Origin of the sequence: Methylocapsa aurea (genome assembly GCF_000746085.1) — a bacterium.
GTDB lineage: Bacteria > Pseudomonadota > Alphaproteobacteria > Rhizobiales > Beijerinckiaceae > Methylocapsa > Methylocapsa aurea.
The window spans coordinates 54,338-70,822 of the sequence record NZ_JQKO01000014.1; the positions used below are offsets into that span (position 1 = coordinate 54,338).

General features: G+C 61.0%; 13 protein-coding genes and 1 pseudogene. 10 read left to right on the top strand and 4 right to left on the bottom strand.

Translation table 11 applies throughout. The annotated features are described in order from the left end of the window. Nucleotides 1–4: 4 nt before the first annotated feature. Nucleotides 5–463 carry a hypothetical protein gene (locus tag DL86_RS18720; protein WP_156964594.1) on the bottom strand — a complete coding sequence of 153 codons (459 nt, stop codon included), beginning with the start codon at nt 461–463 and terminating at the stop codon, nt 5–7. Nucleotides 464–978: 515 nt separating this feature from the next. Between DL86_RS18720 and modA the strand changes: the two genes are divergently transcribed. From modA to modC, 3 genes are all read left to right on the top strand, one after another. Then, nucleotides 979–1,755, top strand: coding sequence for a molybdate ABC transporter substrate-binding protein (modA, locus tag DL86_RS11155; RefSeq protein WP_425348917.1), 777 nt, complete (start codon nt 979–981; stop codon nt 1,753–1,755). A 220-nt stretch (nt 1,756–1,975) separates the two neighbouring features. Then, nucleotides 1,976–2,695 (top strand): molybdate ABC transporter permease subunit, encoded by a 720-nt coding sequence (gene modB / locus DL86_RS11160; RefSeq protein WP_051953219.1) that lies wholly within the window; start codon nt 1,976–1,978, stop codon nt 2,693–2,695. Further along, complete coding sequence (modC, locus tag DL86_RS11165) at nt 2,692–3,789, top strand: molybdenum ABC transporter ATP-binding protein (protein WP_036261330.1); 1,098 nt, start codon at nt 2,692–2,694, stop codon at nt 3,787–3,789. The genes modB and modC overlap by 4 nt, the downstream gene beginning before the upstream one ends. Nucleotides 3,790–3,950: 161 nt before the next feature. Here the strand turns inward: modC and DL86_RS11170 are convergent, their stop codons facing one another. Beyond that, nucleotides 3,951–4,880 carry a hypothetical protein gene (locus tag DL86_RS11170; protein WP_051953221.1) on the bottom strand — a complete coding sequence of 310 codons (930 nt, stop codon included), beginning with the start codon at nt 4,878–4,880 and terminating at the stop codon, nt 3,951–3,953. Nucleotides 4,881–5,173: 293 nt separating this feature from the next. On the opposite strand from DL86_RS11170, the gene dnaK reads away from it, so the two are divergent. From dnaK to dapB, 5 genes and pseudogenes are all read left to right on the top strand, one after another. Further along, complete coding sequence (gene dnaK / locus DL86_RS11175) at nt 5,174–7,081, top strand: molecular chaperone DnaK (protein WP_036261331.1); 1,908 nt, start codon at nt 5,174–5,176, stop codon at nt 7,079–7,081. Nucleotides 7,082–7,513: 432 nt separating this feature from the next. Then, entirely contained in the window at nt 7,514–8,641 is a 1,128-nt protein-coding gene (gene dnaJ, locus DL86_RS11180) for a molecular chaperone DnaJ (protein ID WP_036261334.1), read from the top strand. A 269-nt stretch (nt 8,642–8,910) separates the two neighbouring features. After that, a pseudogene (locus tag DL86_RS11190) lies at nt 8,911–9,540 on the top strand (class I SAM-dependent methyltransferase); the annotation flags it as partial. A 221-nt stretch (nt 9,541–9,761) separates the two neighbouring features. Beyond that, complete coding sequence (pyrF, locus tag DL86_RS11195; RefSeq protein ID WP_036261338.1) at nt 9,762–10,472, top strand: orotidine-5'-phosphate decarboxylase; 711 nt, start codon at nt 9,762–9,764, stop codon at nt 10,470–10,472. A 274-nt stretch (nt 10,473–10,746) separates the two neighbouring features. Next, nucleotides 10,747–11,559, top strand: a complete 813-nt coding sequence (gene dapB / locus DL86_RS11200) for a 4-hydroxy-tetrahydrodipicolinate reductase (RefSeq protein WP_245276344.1) — start codon at nt 10,747–10,749, stop codon at nt 11,557–11,559. 165 nt (nt 11,560–11,724) lie between these two features. Here the strand turns inward: dapB and DL86_RS11205 are convergent, their stop codons facing one another. After that, the gene (locus DL86_RS11205; protein ID WP_036261340.1) at nt 11,725–11,964 is read right to left on the bottom strand and encodes a hypothetical protein; all 240 of its coding nucleotides are present in this window, start codon (nt 11,962–11,964) and stop codon (nt 11,725–11,727) included. 368 nt (nt 11,965–12,332) lie between these two features. Between DL86_RS11205 and DL86_RS11215 the strand changes: the two genes are divergently transcribed. Then, nucleotides 12,333–13,535, top strand: a complete 1,203-nt coding sequence (locus DL86_RS11215) for a pyridoxal phosphate-dependent aminotransferase (protein WP_036261431.1) — start codon at nt 12,333–12,335, stop codon at nt 13,533–13,535. 70 nt (nt 13,536–13,605) lie between these two features. Here DL86_RS11215 and DL86_RS11220 read toward each other — a convergent pair whose 3' ends face one another. Further along, the gene (locus DL86_RS11220) at nt 13,606–15,573 is read right to left on the bottom strand and encodes an autotransporter domain-containing protein (protein WP_051953226.1); all 1,968 of its coding nucleotides are present in this window, start codon (nt 15,571–15,573) and stop codon (nt 13,606–13,608) included. A 297-nt stretch (nt 15,574–15,870) separates the two neighbouring features. Between DL86_RS11220 and DL86_RS11225 the strand changes: the two genes are divergently transcribed. Continuing rightward, a complete protein-coding gene (locus DL86_RS11225; protein ID WP_036261343.1) occupies nt 15,871–16,272 on the top strand; it encodes a DUF2237 family protein in 402 nt (133 codons plus the stop codon). Nucleotides 16,273–16,485 lie beyond the last annotated feature (213 nt).

Below are 16,485 nucleotides of genomic sequence, written 5' to 3' on the forward strand. Positions count from 1 at the left end.
GCCCTCATCCCCCGGCGGCATAATATCGTCCGCGGAGGCAAGCCAATTGCGCCGGCGTGATCTTGCGCGAATGAACGCATGAGGCAAAGCAGATTCCGACCTCTCCATCCTTGCGCCAGACGACAAAGGCGTCGGTCAGCCGCTCCGGCGCATCCTCGTAGAGTCGGATCTTTCCCGGCATGGAAATATTTGCGACGAGCCGAAGCCGCGCGCCCTTCTCAGACCGATCGTAAATTTGACATTCGATCAGAAATGCATTGCGAGGATCGAGGATCTTGCCTGAACGCAAGCGGGTGCGGCGACGCGGCGTCGATCGCTTATCGTCGGTTGTCCGCGTTTCGATCACGCAATAGGCGACGTCGCCGCGGCGGCTGACGAGGTCGCGGCAGCCGACCTTGACGGCCTCGAGCAATGGGCCGCGCGTGGTCTTTTGGCGCTGGGCAGGCCGCGGGGGCAAACTCATAGGCTGGAACATTTCCTTGGCGCGCCCGATTGGCGGCAGGTCAAACGACAATGCTGCAAGACGAGGAGGTCGGGTCTCGTCCGGACGAACCGGTCACGAAGAGCATAGAGCATTTGATTGCGAACAAAACGATCGATTGGGCGACTTGGTAAACGGGTGTGCGCCTTAAGAGCCTGCCCGAGGCCGTCTTGGATTTCGCGCGACCAAAGCCCTTTTTATCTTCGCGCTCGCGCGCTTGTTCAAACCGCAAGAGCTCGCAGATTAAATCGACGCCCTCAAAATTGGTTGGGGGAGCTTGCGAATCCTATATAAACTAAAATATAAGAATGCGATCTTCCAGCAGCCTCGGCGGAGGCTCGATCGATCTAGCGACGCGTCCTTCGCGGGTAGGATCGGGCAGAGCGAAAATCCGCTGCGCGGTTGAAGTCAAAGCCGAAGCGCTGGCGCCAAAGAAGGAGAGTTGCATGATCGAATTTACCCGCCGCCGGCTCCAAGCCCTTGCTCTAGCCCTTGTCATGGCGGGCGCCGCGCTTCCGCGCCCGGGGCTCGCCGAGCAGACCGCCGCCCCGCCTGCGGCGGCGCCGGCCGCATCAACCGGCACGGTCGTCTTCGCCGCCGCCAGCATGAAGAACGCGCTCGACGCCGTCGCGGCGGCTTGGAAGGCGGATACCGGCAAGAGCGCGTCGGCCGTCTATGCGTCTTCCGCTGTTCTGGCGAAGCAGATCGAGCAGGGCGCCCCCGCCGATATATTCATTTCCGCGGACCTGACCTGGATGGACTATCTCGACAAGGCGAAGCTCATCAAGCCCGGCACCCGCCGCAATTTGCTTGGCAACGCTCTCGTTCTCATTCAGCCCGCGGACGCCAGCACGGATCTCAAGATCGCCCCCAACTTCGATCTCGCGGGCGCGACCGGCGACGGCAAGATCGCGGTTTGCACCATTGCGTCTTGCCCTGGCGGCATCTACGCCAAGCAGGCGCTGGAAAGTCTCGGCGTCTTCGCCAATGTCGAACCAAAACTCGCCCAAGCGGACAATATCCGCAATGCGCTGACACTTGTCTCGCGGGGAGAAGCAAGGTTCGGCATCGTTTATGCGACCGACGCCAAGGCCGATCCAAAAGTGAAAGTGGTCGGCATTTTTCCCGAGGCGAGCCATAGCCCTATTGTCTATCCGGTGGCCCTGGTCGCGACGTCGAAAAATCCCGACGCGGCCGCGTTCCTCGCTTATTTGTCGTCGCAAGCGGCGACCAAGATCCTGCTCGGGCAAGGCTTTACGATTCTTTCGAAATAGGGCTTCGCCGCAACGGGCTGAATTCCAAAGCTCCGGCGCCAGTTTTGCTCGGTTCTGGCGGCCGCCGCCGGAACCTGACGCCGGGCTTGGAAAAACGCCGCCAGGCTTTTACCCCAGGGCGCGGCTACAAGTTTCATTTCGAGCGATCCTTGCGCCGATCAAATGGCCCTATACGCTCATTTGATCGGCAAGCGCTTCAAGGATCTGAAAGGACGCCGGTTTGCTTGACTTTTCGCCCTCCGCTCTGGCTGATTTGTCGCCCGCGGAATGGACGGCGATCTGGCTTTCGTTGCGGATCGCGACCGTTGCGACCATCGCCAGTCTGCCATTCGGCATTTTCACGGCTTACGCGCTCGCGCGCTGGCGCTTTCCCGGCAAGACGATCGTCAACGGGATCGTTCATCTGCCCTTGGTCCTGCCTCCCGTCGTCACCGGCTTCATCCTGCTCATCCTGCTCGGCCGAAAGGGCGTCTTCGGCGCCTTCCTCGCTGACATCGGCATTGTTCTGTCGTTTCGCTGGACTGGGGCCGCGGTCGCCTGCGCGGTGATGGGGTTTCCGCTCATGGTGCGCGCCATGCGGCTGTCCTTCGAAGCGATCGATCGGCGGTTGGAGCTGGCGGCCGGAACGCTGGGCGCCAGCCGGATCTGGACGTTCTTTCTGGTCAGTTTGCCGCTCGCAATTCCGGGCATTGTCGTCGGCGCGATCCTCGCCTTCGCCAAGGCGCTTGGGGAGTTCGGCGCAACGATCACTTTCGTCTCGAATATTCCCGGCGAGACGCAGACTATTTCCGCGGCGATCTATACTTATACGCAAGTCCCAGGCGGCGATGAGAGCGCCATGCGTCTGACGGTCGTCGCAATCGCAATCGCGCTTGTTGCGCTCATCGCTTCCGAAATCATCCAGCGGATGGCGGAAAAGCGCGTGGCGAGCATCGAATGATCGAGGTTGACGTCAGGCTTACCCTTGGGGTTTTCACCCTCGACGTGGCGTTCGAAAATGGCCAGGGCGTCACGGCGCTGTTTGGCCAATCGGGGTCGGGCAAATCGCTGACTCTCGGTCTCATCGCGGGTTTGATGCGGCCGGATCAAGGTTATATCAAGCTTGATGGCGAGGCTCTTGTCGATGTCGCGCAAGGCGTTTTTGTTCGCATGCACCGCCGCCGCATCGGACTTGTTTTTCAGGACTCGAACCTTTTTCCGCATCTCAGCGTGAGGCAAAATCTACTGTTTGGGCGCTGGTTCGCGCCGCGCGGCGACCGTGAGATTGATTTTGACGCGGTGATCGAGACCTTGGGAATCGGAAAGCTGCTTTCGCGCCCTCCGGCGCGCTTGTCGGGAGGCGAAAGGCAGAGGGTCGCAATCGGGCGGGCGCTTCTGTCCTCTCCGAAACTTCTTCTGTTTGACGAGCCGCTGGCGGCGCTCGACATGGAGCGCAAACTCGAGATCTTGCCCCTGATCGAGCGGTTGCGCGACGAATTCAAGGTGCCGATGGTCTATGTCTCACATGCGATCGAGGAGGTCGTCCGGCTCGCCGCCTGCATCGTCGTGATCGAAGCCGGTCGGGTCAAAGCCATCGGCAGCCCCGGCGAGGTCTTTGGCGCGATGGCGACCCAGAGCGCGGAGGATCGGTTCGACCGCTCTTCGGTCTTGACGATGAAAGTCTGCGGCGCCAACGCCGCCTATGGCCTGACCGAACTGAAGCATCCTTCCGGGACGGTTTGGCTCGCCGGTCCGGCGGGTCCAATCGGAGGCGAAGCGCGGATTATCATCAACGCGACCAATGTCGTCCTTTCGCTTCAGCCGCCGCATAATCTCAGCGTCCGCAGCGTCCTATCGGGAAGCGTCGAAGCCGTTGAGACGAGCGGTCCGCTCGCGACAGTCGAGATCGCGCTCAAAGGGGAGGGGCATCTATTCGCCATGGCGACCAGGCACGCTCTCGATGAACTCGGCCTCGAGCGCGGCTCTCCAGTCTTCGCCCTGATCAAGACCTCGGCTCTCGACGAGCGAAAAATGGGCGCAGTGACCCGGCTTTAGAGAATGATCCAAAACGCACGGTCGTCTTGAAGACCTCACGCTCTTGAGCATGTTCTTATGAGACATCGGATATATCCGATGCCTCATAAGAACATGCTCCAACTCATTGAATTTCAGCGATTCCTTTTCTATCAGATGAATCCATCTGATCGGAAAACGCTCTAGTTGGGCGGGGGCTCGGCGGCAGCCGCTGGCGCCGGCCGAGGCTTCTTTTTCATCGCGGCCCTGAGGGGCTTTTCTCCGTCGTCACCTTTGGCTTTGGCGTCGAACTCGGCCCGCAGGGCGAACACGCGCGCCTGGGTCATGCGCAGCGCGCAAAATCCATGCGCCTCCTCGCGCAAATAATTGCGGCACATGACTTCACGCGCCGATGAAAACCCGGCCTGTTCCCCGGCAATCCTTTTGATTGCGGCCTTGTCTTTGCCGGCGCTTGCGGCCAGAGCGTGATAATTGGCGCGCATGCTGGTCTCGGCGCGGCCGCGTTCGCGCTCCATTTGCTTGATCTGTGCTGGATCGATGGCGTTGCCGGCGGGGCCCCAAAGTCCAGTCGGATCGACCCGGCAATCGGCCGCCGCAAAGTCGCAGGCCCCTTCGGCGCGCATGACGAGCACGGCGCCTTCCAGAACATCGAGCGAAAACGGGCAGGCTTCGATGGCGACGTCGTAACGCGCGACGCCATTGGGCCGGCCGCTGAATTTAGCGTCGATCGGCGCGTCCGCGACGACATCGACGCGGCATTGCTCGCCGGGATGCGAAATTGCCTCTCCCAGCAGCGACAATCGGGTGACCTCTAGGCCTTTGCTAGAGGGCATTTGAAAGGCGATGCTGCCGGCGGACCCGTTTTGCGAAAGATCGCGCCCAAGGATGGCGGCTTCGTCCGGCCGCTTCTCCGCGACGGGTTTGGGCTTGGCGGGCGCCGGCGCCGGCTGACTGGAGTTTCCCGGTTCGGCGCCCGCAGGGGGCGCCGCCTGAAGGGCGCCCGGCAACATGAGCTGCGCGCGCGCGGAGGTTTCGCAAAAAAAACCGGCCAGAACCGCCGCGACAAGCGTAGTCAATGGAAAATACTTCAAACGCGCGCTTATTTTAGTCATTTGTCTTGACGCTATACCGGGCCGCTTGAGGAAGTTTTAGAAAATCATTGCGCTTGCGGGAGCGAAGGTGGCACGAATCGGGCGGCGGCGCCAATCCTGGCGTCGCTCGGGCGGGCGTCCGCCCGAGGCTGCGTCTTGCGCCTCTCGTTCCTCCTCTTATATACGGGCCATCTTGCGCTCGTGCGCGGCGATGCCAATTTGAAATAGTCGGGGACCGGGCGGAAATCCGTCCGCCCATTTGCCGGATCGCTTCGGGGTCCGGTGGTCTTGCGGATTGAAAAGGAAGATTGATCATGGGTAAAGTAATCGGAATCGACCTCGGAACCACCAATTCTTGCGTGGCGGTCATGGAGGGCACGACGCCGAAGGTCATCGAGAACGCCGAGGGAGCTCGGACCACGCCTTCGATCGTCGCGTTCACGGATGATGGCGAGCGTCTCGTCGGGCAGCCCGCGAAGCGGCAGGGCGTCACCAACCCGGAACGGACCTTTTTCGCGATCAAGCGGCTCATTGGCCGGACCTTCGACGACCCCATGACCAAGAAGGATATGGGCCTCGTGCCCTATAAGATCATCAAGGCGCCCAATGGCGACGCCTGGGTCGAAGCCGATGGCAAGCAATATTCTCCCTCGCAGATTTCCGCCTTCGTCCTGCAAAAGATGAAGGAGACGGCCGAAGCCTATCTCGGCCAGCCGGTGAGCCAGGCGGTTATCACCGTCCCCGCCTATTTCAACGACGCCCAGCGGCAGGCGACCAAGGACGCCGGCAAGATCGCGGGTCTCGAAGTATTGCGCATCATCAATGAGCCGACCGCGGCGGCGCTCGCCTATGGCCTGGACAAGAAGGGCTCCGGGATCATCGCCGTCTACGATCTCGGCGGCGGCACTTTCGACATTTCGATTCTGGAAATCGGCGATGGCGTCTTCGAGGTGAAGTCCACCAATGGCGACACCTTCCTTGGGGGCGAGGATTTCGACATACGTCTCGTCGAATATCTTGCCGACGAATTCAAAAAGGAAAACGGGATCGACCTGAAGAAGGACAAGCTTGCTCTGCAGCGGCTCAAGGAAGCCGCCGAAAAAGCCAAGATCGAATTGTCCTCGGCGACCCAGACCGAAATCAACCTCCCCTATATCACCGCCGATGCGACCGGGCCAAAGCATCTCGCCTTGAAGCTGACGCGGGCGAAATTCGAGGCGCTCGTCGACGATCTGATCCAGAAAACCGTCGAACCTTGCCGCAAGGCTCTCAAGGATGCCGGGCTTACTGCCGGCGAAATCAACGAAGTGGTGCTTGTTGGCGGCATGACCCGCATGCCCAAGGTGCAGGAGGTTGTGAAGAACTTCTTCGGCAAGGAGCCGCACAAGGGCGTCAACCCGGATGAGGTCGTCGCCATCGGCGCCGCGGTTCAGGCCGGCGTCCTCCAGGGCGACGTGAAGGACGTGCTTTTGCTCGATGTGACGCCGCTGTCGCTCGGCATCGAGACGCTCGGGGGCGTCTTCACCCGTTTGATCGATCGCAACACGACCATTCCAACCAAGAAGAGCCAGGTGTTTTCGACCGCCGAGGACAATCAGACCGCGGTCACCATCCGGGTCTTCCAGGGCGAGCGCGAAATGGCCGCCGACAACAAACTGCTCGGCCAGTTCGATCTCGTCGGCATTCCTGGCGCTCCGCGCGGCGTGCCGCAGATCGAAGTCACCTTCGACATCGACGCCAATGGCATCGTCAATGTGACTGCGAAAGACAAGGCGACCAACAAGGAGCAGCAGATCCGGATCCAGGCTTCGGGCGGCCTCAACGAGGCGGACATCGACAAGATGGTGAAGGACGCCGAATCGCATGCTGCCGAAGACAAGAAGCGGCGCGAACTCGTCGACGCCAAGAATCACGGAGAGGCGATGATCCACACCGCCGAGAAATCCCTCGCGGAATTTTCCGGCAAGGTCGCCGATTCGGATAAGGGCGCCATCGATGCGGCGGTCGGCGCTTTGAAGACGGCTCTTGAAGGCGAGGATGTCGAAGCGATCAAGGCCAAGACCAATGACCTCATGCAGGCTTCCATGAAGCTCGGCGAGGCCATGTATAAGGCCCAAAGCGGCGAGGGCGGCGCGGATGCCGGCCAAGCCGAGGCGAAGGACGACGTCATCGATGCGGACTTCAAGGAAGTCGGCCCCGACGACAAGAAGAAGTCGGCGTAAATTCAACAGAGGCGCATTTTCGACGGCGGACAGTGCTTGCGCTGCCGCCGGAAATGCGGCTCGATACAGGCTCAATATGGCAGGCCAGCGCCGCCGACGCTCCCGGAGCGAGTTCCGGTGCGGCCATTGCGATCGCGTGGGGGCGATGAAAAGACCCGCGTAACCTTGTTGGAGCGGAGTTGCTCAAACTTTTCTGTTTTGGCCTGGGCTTTCTCTATCAAACGATTTCATTTGATAGAGAAACGCACTAAAGGCTGAGCATAATTATTGAGCGCGGTGGCGCGCGAAGGGCAGCATGCATCTTGCATGTTGCGCTTGCATTTTTAACGGCGCATGCAACTTTGAGGTCGCGGCGGCGCCAAAAGGCATGGGGGCGTCAAGCTGCGCGACCGATGCGAGGCGCTGGGCGTATGGACTGGAACGCGAAGCACGATGAGCAAACGCGATTTTTACGAAATCCTGGGCGTCTCCAAGACATGCACGGACGCCGAAATGAAAATGGCTTTCCGCAAAGCGGCGATGGATTGTCATCCTGATCGCAATCCCGACAATGCGGATGCCGAAATTCAGTTCAAGGAATTGAACGAAGCCTACCAAACCCTCTCGGATGCGCAGAAACGGGCGACCTATGATCGCTACGGTCACGCAGCCTTCGAACATGGCGGCGGATTTGGCGGCGGAGGCGATGGTTTCGCCGCGTCGATGGCGGATATTTTCGACGATCTTTTCGGCGATGTGATGGGGCGGCGCGGCGGCGGCCGCACGGGACCCGCGCGCGGGTCCGATCTGCGCTATAATTTGGAAATTACGCTCGAGGAGGCATTCCACGGCAAGACCGCGTCGCTGACCCTGCCAACCTCGGTTGGCTGCGAGGTCTGCTCTGGCACCGGCGCGAAGCCTGGCGCGAAGCCGCGGCTTTGCCCTACCTGCGGCGGCCAGGGACGCGTGCGGGCGCAGCAGGGATTCTTTGCGATCGAGCGGACCTGTCCCCATTGCCATGGGCGCGGCGAAATCATCGACGATCCGTGCCCGCCTTGCGGCGGATCAGGCCGCGTCACCCGCGAGCGCAGCCTGTCGGTCAACATTCCGCCAGGGGTCGAGGATGGCACCCGCATTCGTCTCGCTGGCGAGGGGGAGGCCGGAGCCAAGGGCGGTCCGGCGGGAGACCTCTATATTTTTGTCTCGACGAAGCCGCATCCCTTTTTCCAGCGCGATGGCGCCGACCTCTTTTGCCGGATTCCGATCTCGATGGTGCAGGCGACGCTTGGCGGCGAGGTCAGCGTGCATACGATCGACGGCCGTGGCGAGGCCAAGGTCAAAATTCCGGAAGGAACCCAGTCCGGCAAGCAGTTCAAGCTGAAGAATCGGGGCATGCCGGTGCTGCGCTCGCGCGATGTGGGCGATCTTTACATCCAGGCGACGGTCGAAACGCCGCAAAATCTGACCAAGCGCCAGCGCGAATTGCTTGCTGAGTTCGAGGCGGAATCCTCGCAAAAGACGCATCCGGAGTCGCATGGTTTCTTCGCCAAGATGAAGGACTTTTTCGTCAGCGGCGAGTGAATGCCGGATTGCCAACGGATGGGCAATCTCGGTGGGCCAGGCTGTCTTGCCGCTCCGCTCGCGTCGGCGCGCCTGGCTTTCGACCGGATGGCCTTAGTCCTCGATTTGAGGCGATTTTTCCCCGATCGCAGAGGCGCCCACGCGATCGGGACGGGCTCCAATGTCAGCCCGGCGCTATTTTTTATTACAGTTCCTTGACGGTGCGCTCGTAGTCGCTATTTTGCGCCAACAAAGTGTCTCCCAATCGCCTGAAGCGAGGACATCCCCTTTTGCTCAGCCAATCCTCGCGTCCGAACCATCGCGGCCCAGCAAAGCCCAATATCCCGATTGAGGCGCGTCTTGCCGACGAAGCGCGCTTTTTCAGATCCTGGCTCGACAATCCGATGATCGCGGGAGCGGTCTCCCCCTCTGGACGCTTTCTGGCGCGAATGATGGCGCGCTATGTCGATCCGCTCGGCGTGGGTCCGATCGTCGAGCTGGGGCCTGGAACGGGGGCGATCACCGAGGCGCTCCTGGAGCGCGGCGTAGCGCCAGAGCGGCTCGTTCTTGTCGAATTCGATCCCGGATTCTGCAAGCTTCTCAAGCGGCGTTTTCCTGGAGTGCGCGTCGTTCAGGGCGACGCCTATCATTTGACCTCGACCCTGGCCAATCAGCTCGAGGCGCCGCCCGCCGCCATCGTCTCAAGTCTTCCCCTTTTGATGAAGCCCGAAATGCAAAGGCTCGCGCTTCTCGCCGACGCCTTCGCTTTCATGGCGCCAGATGCCTGTTTCATTCAATTTACCTATGGTCCGGTCTCGCCCATGCCGCGCTCTCACGCAGCGGGGCTAGGCTTTAAGACCGAAGCCTCTCCGCCGGTGTGGTTGAACCTGCCGCCTGCGCGGGTCTGGATCTATCGGCGTCATGGCGACGATGCCGGCGTCCCGCAGCAAAAATCATCGCGGCCAGCGCAAGAGTTTTTTGACAGGGTCAGAGTCGGCGCCGAAAAGATGCAGGTGAGCTTGAAAAAGGAGATCGAGGGCGCAAGAGCCCGACTTCAGTTCAAGCCGGGACCAACGCAGCCGGCGCGCAATCGGCCGATTCTCGACCATCTTGGCGCCATTCGTAAATCGCGCCCCCGCTGATGAGCGAGGCCGACTCAGCGGCCCGGGGAAAGCTCATCGTAGCGCTGGATTTCGCAAGCCAGCGCGAGGCGGAGGCAATGGTGCGCTCGCTCGGCGAGAGCGTCTCATTTTACAAGATCGGCATGGAGCTGGCGTATGGCGGCGGGCTGCCTTTTGCGCAAGACCTGATCAAGGAGGGCAAGCAGGTCTTCCTCGATCTCAAGCTGCATGACATTCCCAACACCGTAACGCGGGCTTGCGCAAGGATCGCGCAGCTCGGGGCAAGTTTTCTCACGATCCATGCCTATCCGCAGACCATGGCGGCGGCGAAATTGGGGGTCGCAGGCTCGTCGCTCCGCCTTCTCGGCGTGACCGTCATGACGTCCTACGATGATCAAGATCTTCGAGACGCCGGATATGCCTTTGGCGTCAAGGACCTGGTCGCCCGCAGGGCGGCGCAGGCGCGCCAGGCCGGCATTCACGGCCTCATTCTTTCCGCCGAGGAGACCGGCGCGATGCGCGCGGCGCTTGGCCCCGAGATGATTTTGGTGACGCCTGGCATCCGCCCGACTGGCGCTGAGGCGGCCGACCAGAAGCGAACGATGACGCCCGCCGCGGCGATCGCCGCCGGAGCAAATCATCTCGTCGTTGGCCGCCCAATCACAGAAGCGCAAAACCCGCGCGCGGCCGCCGAAGCGATCTTGGCGGAGATCGCCTCGGCCAGTCCCTAAGGCGGGAAGCGCCAAAAGTGAAAACGAGACGGGAAGCGCCAAACGCGAAACGCCGGGCGTACCTCCGGCCCGGCGCGCGACCCAGAGCACCTCTTTCGAGCAGCCCTGAGCTAAACCGAGAATAGAAGGAGCGCGTGACGCGGGAATGACGCGGGCGAGACCCGGCTCCAATCTATGGCGCGAAAAAAAGGGGGCGGCGCTTTCGGGAGCTTTTTTTCAAAGTGGTTGAAGACTATAGACGGAGTGGCGCGGCGCGGCCCTTTGGAGATCAATCATGAGCGAAATGCGCCTTGTCGTCGCTGGAGCCGCCGGCCGGATGGGCCGCGCGCTCGTCCAGGTCATTCATGAAACCCCCGGCGCCGCTCTCGTCGGCGCGATCGAGCAGCCGGATTCGATCGCCCTCGGCCAGGATGCGGGGCTGCTCGCCGGCTGCGGTCAAACTGGAGTTGAAATCAGCGGCGACGCCCTCAGCGCAATCGTCGGCGCCGACGGCATCCTCGATTTCACGTCGCCGGCGGTGAGCGCCGAACTTTCGGCCTTGGCGGCGCAGGCGCGAATCGTTCACGTTATCGGCACGACGGGTTTGGGCGCCGAAGACCTCGCGCGGATCGAGGCTGCGGCGCGCCATGCGGTCATCGTCCGGTCCGGCAATATGAGCCTTGGCGTCAATCTGCTCGCCGCCCTTGTGCAAAAGGTCGCCCGCACGCTCGGCCCTGAGTATGACGTCGAAATCCTGGAAATGCATCATCGGATGAAGGTCGATGCGCCATCGGGCACCGCGCTCCTTCTCGGAGAGGCTGCGGCGAAAGGGCGCAGCATTGATCTCGATGCGCATTCGGTTCGTGCGCGAGATGGCCACACCGGCGCGCGTCGACCTGGCGATATCGGCTTTGCCACTCTGAGAGGGGGAACTGTCGTCGGAGAACATAAAGTGATCTTCGCCGGGCCGGGGGAGCGCGTCGAGCTCGCTCACGCGGCCGAGGACCGCAGCATTTTCGCGCGCGGCGCGCTGCGCGCCGCCCTTTGGGGCAAGGATCGCAAGCCGGGCCTTTATTCGATGGCGGATGTGCTTGGGCTCGGAGACTAATCGGCCGGCTTGTAGGAGCGATTTAAGGGATGGCCCTTCGGCGCCATGCGGCATTGATCAGCAAATATATCCTGCGAACAGGCCGCGCTCTCCTTGCGGGGAGCGCGGCCCTTTGCACGAGCTTCCCGGGGGCCAAGGGGAAGTTCGTGTGACGATATGACGACATTAGCTGAGAATATCCAGTAAAGTTTCCGCGAAATGAACGTTGCTCGTCTTGACTGACGAAAAATGCGTTGGCGCCATAGGCTGGTCGAGACGTCCGAGCAGGCCGAGCGCGCCGACCGCAAGCCCCAGAACCAAAATGAGCGCGACGGAGACCCGAAATTGGCGCCGGGCAGATTGGGCGTCGTAGCTGCGGACGAAGCCGGCATCCGGCTCGGGGTCAAAATGATCTGCGATCGACATATCGCAACTCCAGTGCTGCGTTTAAGCTTCTATCCAACACCCAGGAACACTCTATGAACAGCGGCGCGGCCTTCGCCTGTGCGCTGGAACACATTGGAGATATCGCCGGCGCCGCCCATCTGTTCCATTACGCTGGTAAAGATATCGTTCGAGCCGGAGACAGCTCCATAAGGGGAAGCTTTCAAGGCTAATATTTTCTTGTCGCAGCGATCCGTTCTGTCGACAGGCGCCTGGAATGGTCCCGCGCGCTTGCGGTTGCCCTCCGGCCTGGGCCAACCTAAGGTCCGGCCGGATTCAAGGGGCGCTCGCCCCCTTTTCATGCGGACCGGTTGCCGCTTTGCTTGAAAATGCTCGGGGAGATCTTTAGCATGTCCTTCATCGCCGACGCCCTGCTGCGGGTGAAGCCTTCCGCGACGATCGCGGTGACGCAGAAGGCGCGCGATCTCAAAAATGCGGGGCGCGACATTATTTCGCTGTCGGTTGGCGAGCCGGATTTCGACACCCCGGACAATATCAAGAAAGCGGCGATCGCGGCGATCGAGCGGGGCGAGACGAAATATACGCCGGTTGCGGGCATTCCGCCCTTGCGCGAGGCGATCGCGCAGAAATTCAAGCGCGAAAACGGCATCGATTACAAAGCATCGCAGACGATCGTGGGCACGGGCGGCAAGCATATTCTCTTCAATGCTTTTCTGGCCACGATCAATCCTGGCGACGAGGTCGTCATTCCGGCGCCTTACTGGGTCAGCTACCCGGACATGGTGCTGCTCGCGGGCGGCACGCCGGTCCCGGTGGAAACCAAGATCGAGAATGGATTCAAGCTGCAGCCAGAAGCGCTTGAGAAGGCGATTACGCCGAAAACAAAGTGGCTCCTATTGAATTCGCCGGCCAATCCTTCTGGCGCGGCCTATGCCAGCGCCGAGCTAAAGGCGCTCACCGATGTTCTGTTGCGCCATGAGCAGGTCTGGGTTCTGACGGACGACATTTACGAGCATCTGATTTATGGCGATTTTACTTTTGCGACCCCTGCGCAGGTAGAGCCCGATCTGATCGACAGAACGCTCACCATGAATGGCGTATCGAAATCCTACGCCATGACGGGATGGCGCATCGGTTATGCCGCCGGGCCGGAATTCCTGATCAAGGCGATGGAAATGTTGCAGGGCCAGCAGACCTCGGGCGCTTGCTCCATCGCGCAATGGGCTTCAGTTGAGGCGCTGACCGGGCCGCAAGACTTCATCGCCGAGCGGCGCAAGATTTTCGAGGAGCGGCGCAACCTGGTCGTCTCAATGTTGAGCCAGGCGAAATATCTGCACTGCCCGACGCCGGAAGGCGCTTTTTATGTTTATCCGTCCTGCGCCGAGACGATCGGCAAAAGAACGCCAGACGGCAATCTGATCGCCTCGGACGAGGATTTTGTCGCCGCCCTGCTCGATGCCGAGGGCGTCGCGGTCGTGCAGGGCTCGGCCTTTGGTCTTGGCCCCAACTTCCGGATTTCCTACGCCACGGCCACCTCCGTCCTGGAGAAGGCCTGCGCGAAAATCCAGCGCTTTTGCGCCAGTCTGAGCTAAGTCCAAGGCTCAAAGCACTCAAAGGCCCGGGCGGCGAGCGCTCCGGACCTTTGGCTAGACCGATTTCAGCTTAATATTTGGCGACGACGGTCGGAGCTGCGCCGAATCCGGTGAAGCGATAATTCAGCCCGATGGATGCGATAAAGCCGGTCCTGCTGATGTCAACTCCAACCGGGCTGTCCAGCGGTCCGAACGTATAGTGAGCTTTGCCAAGATTAAAGTAACTGGTCTCCGCTCTGACCGACCAGTTTTCCGTCAAGCCGAATTCCGTGCCGGCGCCAACGGTCCAGCCCAACGCGGTATTGCTTGTGCCTTGAGCCGGACAACCGGGGTTCAAGAGGAGTCCATTGATAAGGAGCTGGGAATCGGTGTTGCATCGGCCCTGAGCAGCGACCTTTCCAATCGCCAAACCGCCTTTTCCGTACCACAGGACCCTGTCCCAATAGGCGAAGCCGACGCGACCGGTCACCGTGGACAGAAAATTCACATCAATCTCGCAGCTGAAACCGAACCCGTTCGGACAGGCGCGCGCGCCATGCGCATTCGACCAGCCGGCGTCGCCTTCGATGCCGACAACCCACTGGCCCATTTGATAATTATATCCGATTTGGCCGCCAGGGAGCATGCCCCCGAAGCGGGGATAGGCCTTCGTGCCGACGCTTAGGAAGGTCCATTGCGTATAGCCCCAGTCGACTCCCAGAGAAGGGCCGAGATAAAAGCCGCTCCAATCATACCCAACAGGAACCGCCGGACCACCATAGCTGCTGCGTGCGCTGAGCACGGGATTGGGGGAGGTTAATTGATAGCGTAGACCGGCGTTCATGTTCCAGCCGTCGACTTTCGGCCCCGTCCGATAATCGCCCCGAATATAAGCGAGCCATCCGGTATTCGGGACAAGGGCTACGACGCCGAGGCCAAATTGGCCATAGGTCCCAATATTGGTGGTGGAAAGCTTCCCGCTGATTTCGGGAAACGAAATATTCAGAGCCGCGAAACTCGTGTTGACCGTCGAGGTTTGATTGCCGACGAATTCGTGAAAGCCGCTGATCGTGGCGAAGGGCTGAAGGACGACGCCGCCAGCGTTGAAGCTTGTTCCCGCCCTGACGCTGACGCGCCCCAGCGTGCTGTAGATATCGCTGATCTCGACCGTGCTGGGCGGCGCCAATCCCGGGCTCGACAAAGCAAGCGTGCCAAACATTTGGAACGGGTCGACGGTGACCTTTGACCAGAGGACGCCGGCGGAGGGTTCGATAAACCAATTGTCCGGCAAGGCGTGATTGTAGCCGATATTGGCCCCGATCGAAAAACCGCGCGCGTCCAGGTTCTGGCGGAACACGCCGGCTTGAGGGTCCGAAAGCTGGTTTTGAAAATAGCTCCACCGAGCCTGCCCGTCGATGAAGAGGCCGCCCTTGGTGACTGCGCCATAGATGCCCACGAAGGGAATCTGCAAACGGTCGCTGAAGCCTCCGCCGGACGCGTAATCATTCGCGGCGGCGCCCAGGTAGCCGAGCGTAGAGCCGCCGTGTAGGTTCCACCCGTCGATGTTCAATCGGGCGACATCGGCGCCGATTTGAGCGCCGGCGTAATCTAGTTTCGTCTTTGTGTTGCAGGTTATGTTGCCGGAGAGCGGGGCTCCGCCAATTGCGTAGGTCGATGTCGAGGTGCTTTTGAAGGTGGATTCGCCGCCGATGGCTCGAGCCCACACGCCGCCGCCCAATTGGTTCGGCTCCGGATTGGGCGGGCTGCCGATAAATGCCGTGGACTGGGTCAAGAACGCGCTATTCGCGGCGTCGATGGCGGAAACCAGAGCGTTAATCGATCCTCCAGAGGCAAAGGGAACAAAATTGAACCCCTGGCGCCCGATGAAGGCGGCTTGGCCGGTCGCGAGGCAATCAGATTGCGCGTTGGCGGGGGTTGATAGCGTGGCGAGAAGTCCGATGCCGCCTACGATCGCGCCGATGCAGGCGGCTGGCGCCGATGGTCTGGATCCAGGGTCGGTTGTTGGAGCCTGCCCGCCTTCGAGAAATTGTTTAAGCATTTTATCGCTCCCGAAATGACGAATTCGGAAATTCCATGCCCGCGAACGAAAGGGCGGCAAAAGTTAAAGAGTGATCTTGCGCCCATCCGTCCACGTTGGCGCGGACTCGAAAAACGCTCGATTTTGACAGCTTAGCAAAGCGCAGCCATAAAAACTGTGTCTCTACGGCCACGGCGACGCGAAGAGTGAGCCGAAACGCGCGCGGCGGAGGACAATCGTCAGTTGTCAGGCCGGGCCAAGTCTGTTGTCGTGCGGCTTGTTCAAATCCGTTGCAAACCCCGGCGTTTTGGAGCGCAAATGTTCAGGGATGATACTGGCGGTCGCGGACGCGGGCCTTCCCGCAATGTCTTGGGGCAACCTCTGGCGAGTTGTTCAACCGATCCGATCACGGGGTTCAACCGCAGCGGCTGCTGCGATGCCGCCGCGGAGGATGTCGGCAGCCACACCGTCTGCATCGTCGCAACCGAGGCGTTCTTGGCTTTTTCCAAGGCTGCCGGCAATGATCTGTCGACGCCGGTCCCGGATTACGGCTTCCCCGGCCTCAAACCGGGCGATCGCTGGTGTCTTTGCGCGCCGCGCTGGCAGCAGGCTTTCGAAGCCGGAATGACGCCGCGCGTCGTCCTTCAGGCGACCCATGAAGGCGCGCTCGATTATTGCGCCCTCGCCGATCTCAAGCGCTACGCGATTGATTTGTCCTGACCGCAGCGCCGTTTTTCGCGCTCCGGCGCGCCGGGCTTGCGGCGTCATTTCCGTAAGTAGAGCGGCGTCGGCGATTGCTTCCCGCGCCTCGAGTTTGGCGGATTCGTTGATCGGACGAAATCGCCGCCCTTGCCGGTTGCGCGGCGGCTTGTCTATGGCGGGACCGCAAGCGTAACAGGGACGGCATAGATTTGATTCGTTTTCGCCCCCTGG

What these genes read in the sequence shown, in the direction of transcription:
- DL86_RS18720 (WP_156964594.1), bottom strand. Translation starts at nt 463, where the DNA reads ATGAGTTTGCCCCCGCGGCCTGCCCAGCGCCAAAAGACCACGCGCGGC.
- modA (WP_425348917.1), top strand. Translation starts at nt 979, where the DNA reads ATGGCGGGCGCCGCGCTTCCGCGCCCGGGGCTCGCCGAGCAGACCGCC.
- modC (WP_036261330.1), top strand. Translation starts at nt 2,692, where the DNA reads ATGATCGAGGTTGACGTCAGGCTTACCCTTGGGGTTTTCACCCTCGAC.
- DL86_RS11170 (WP_051953221.1), bottom strand. Translation starts at nt 4,880, where the DNA reads ATGACTAAAATAAGCGCGCGTTTGAAGTATTTTCCATTGACTACGCTT.
- dnaK (WP_036261331.1), top strand. Translation starts at nt 5,174, where the DNA reads ATGGGTAAAGTAATCGGAATCGACCTCGGAACCACCAATTCTTGCGTG.
- dnaJ (WP_036261334.1), top strand. Translation starts at nt 7,514, where the DNA reads ATGAGCAAACGCGATTTTTACGAAATCCTGGGCGTCTCCAAGACATGC.
- pyrF (WP_036261338.1), top strand. Translation starts at nt 9,762, where the DNA reads ATGAGCGAGGCCGACTCAGCGGCCCGGGGAAAGCTCATCGTAGCGCTG.
- dapB (WP_245276344.1), top strand. Translation starts at nt 10,747, where the DNA reads ATGAGCGAAATGCGCCTTGTCGTCGCTGGAGCCGCCGGCCGGATGGGC.
- DL86_RS11205 (WP_036261340.1), bottom strand. Translation starts at nt 11,964, where the DNA reads ATGTCGATCGCAGATCATTTTGACCCCGAGCCGGATGCCGGCTTCGTC.
- DL86_RS11215 (WP_036261431.1), top strand. Translation starts at nt 12,333, where the DNA reads ATGTCCTTCATCGCCGACGCCCTGCTGCGGGTGAAGCCTTCCGCGACG.
- DL86_RS11220 (WP_051953226.1), bottom strand. Translation starts at nt 15,573, where the DNA reads ATGCTTAAACAATTTCTCGAAGGCGGGCAGGCTCCAACAACCGACCCT.
- DL86_RS11225 (WP_036261343.1), top strand. Translation starts at nt 15,871, where the DNA reads ATGTTCAGGGATGATACTGGCGGTCGCGGACGCGGGCCTTCCCGCAAT.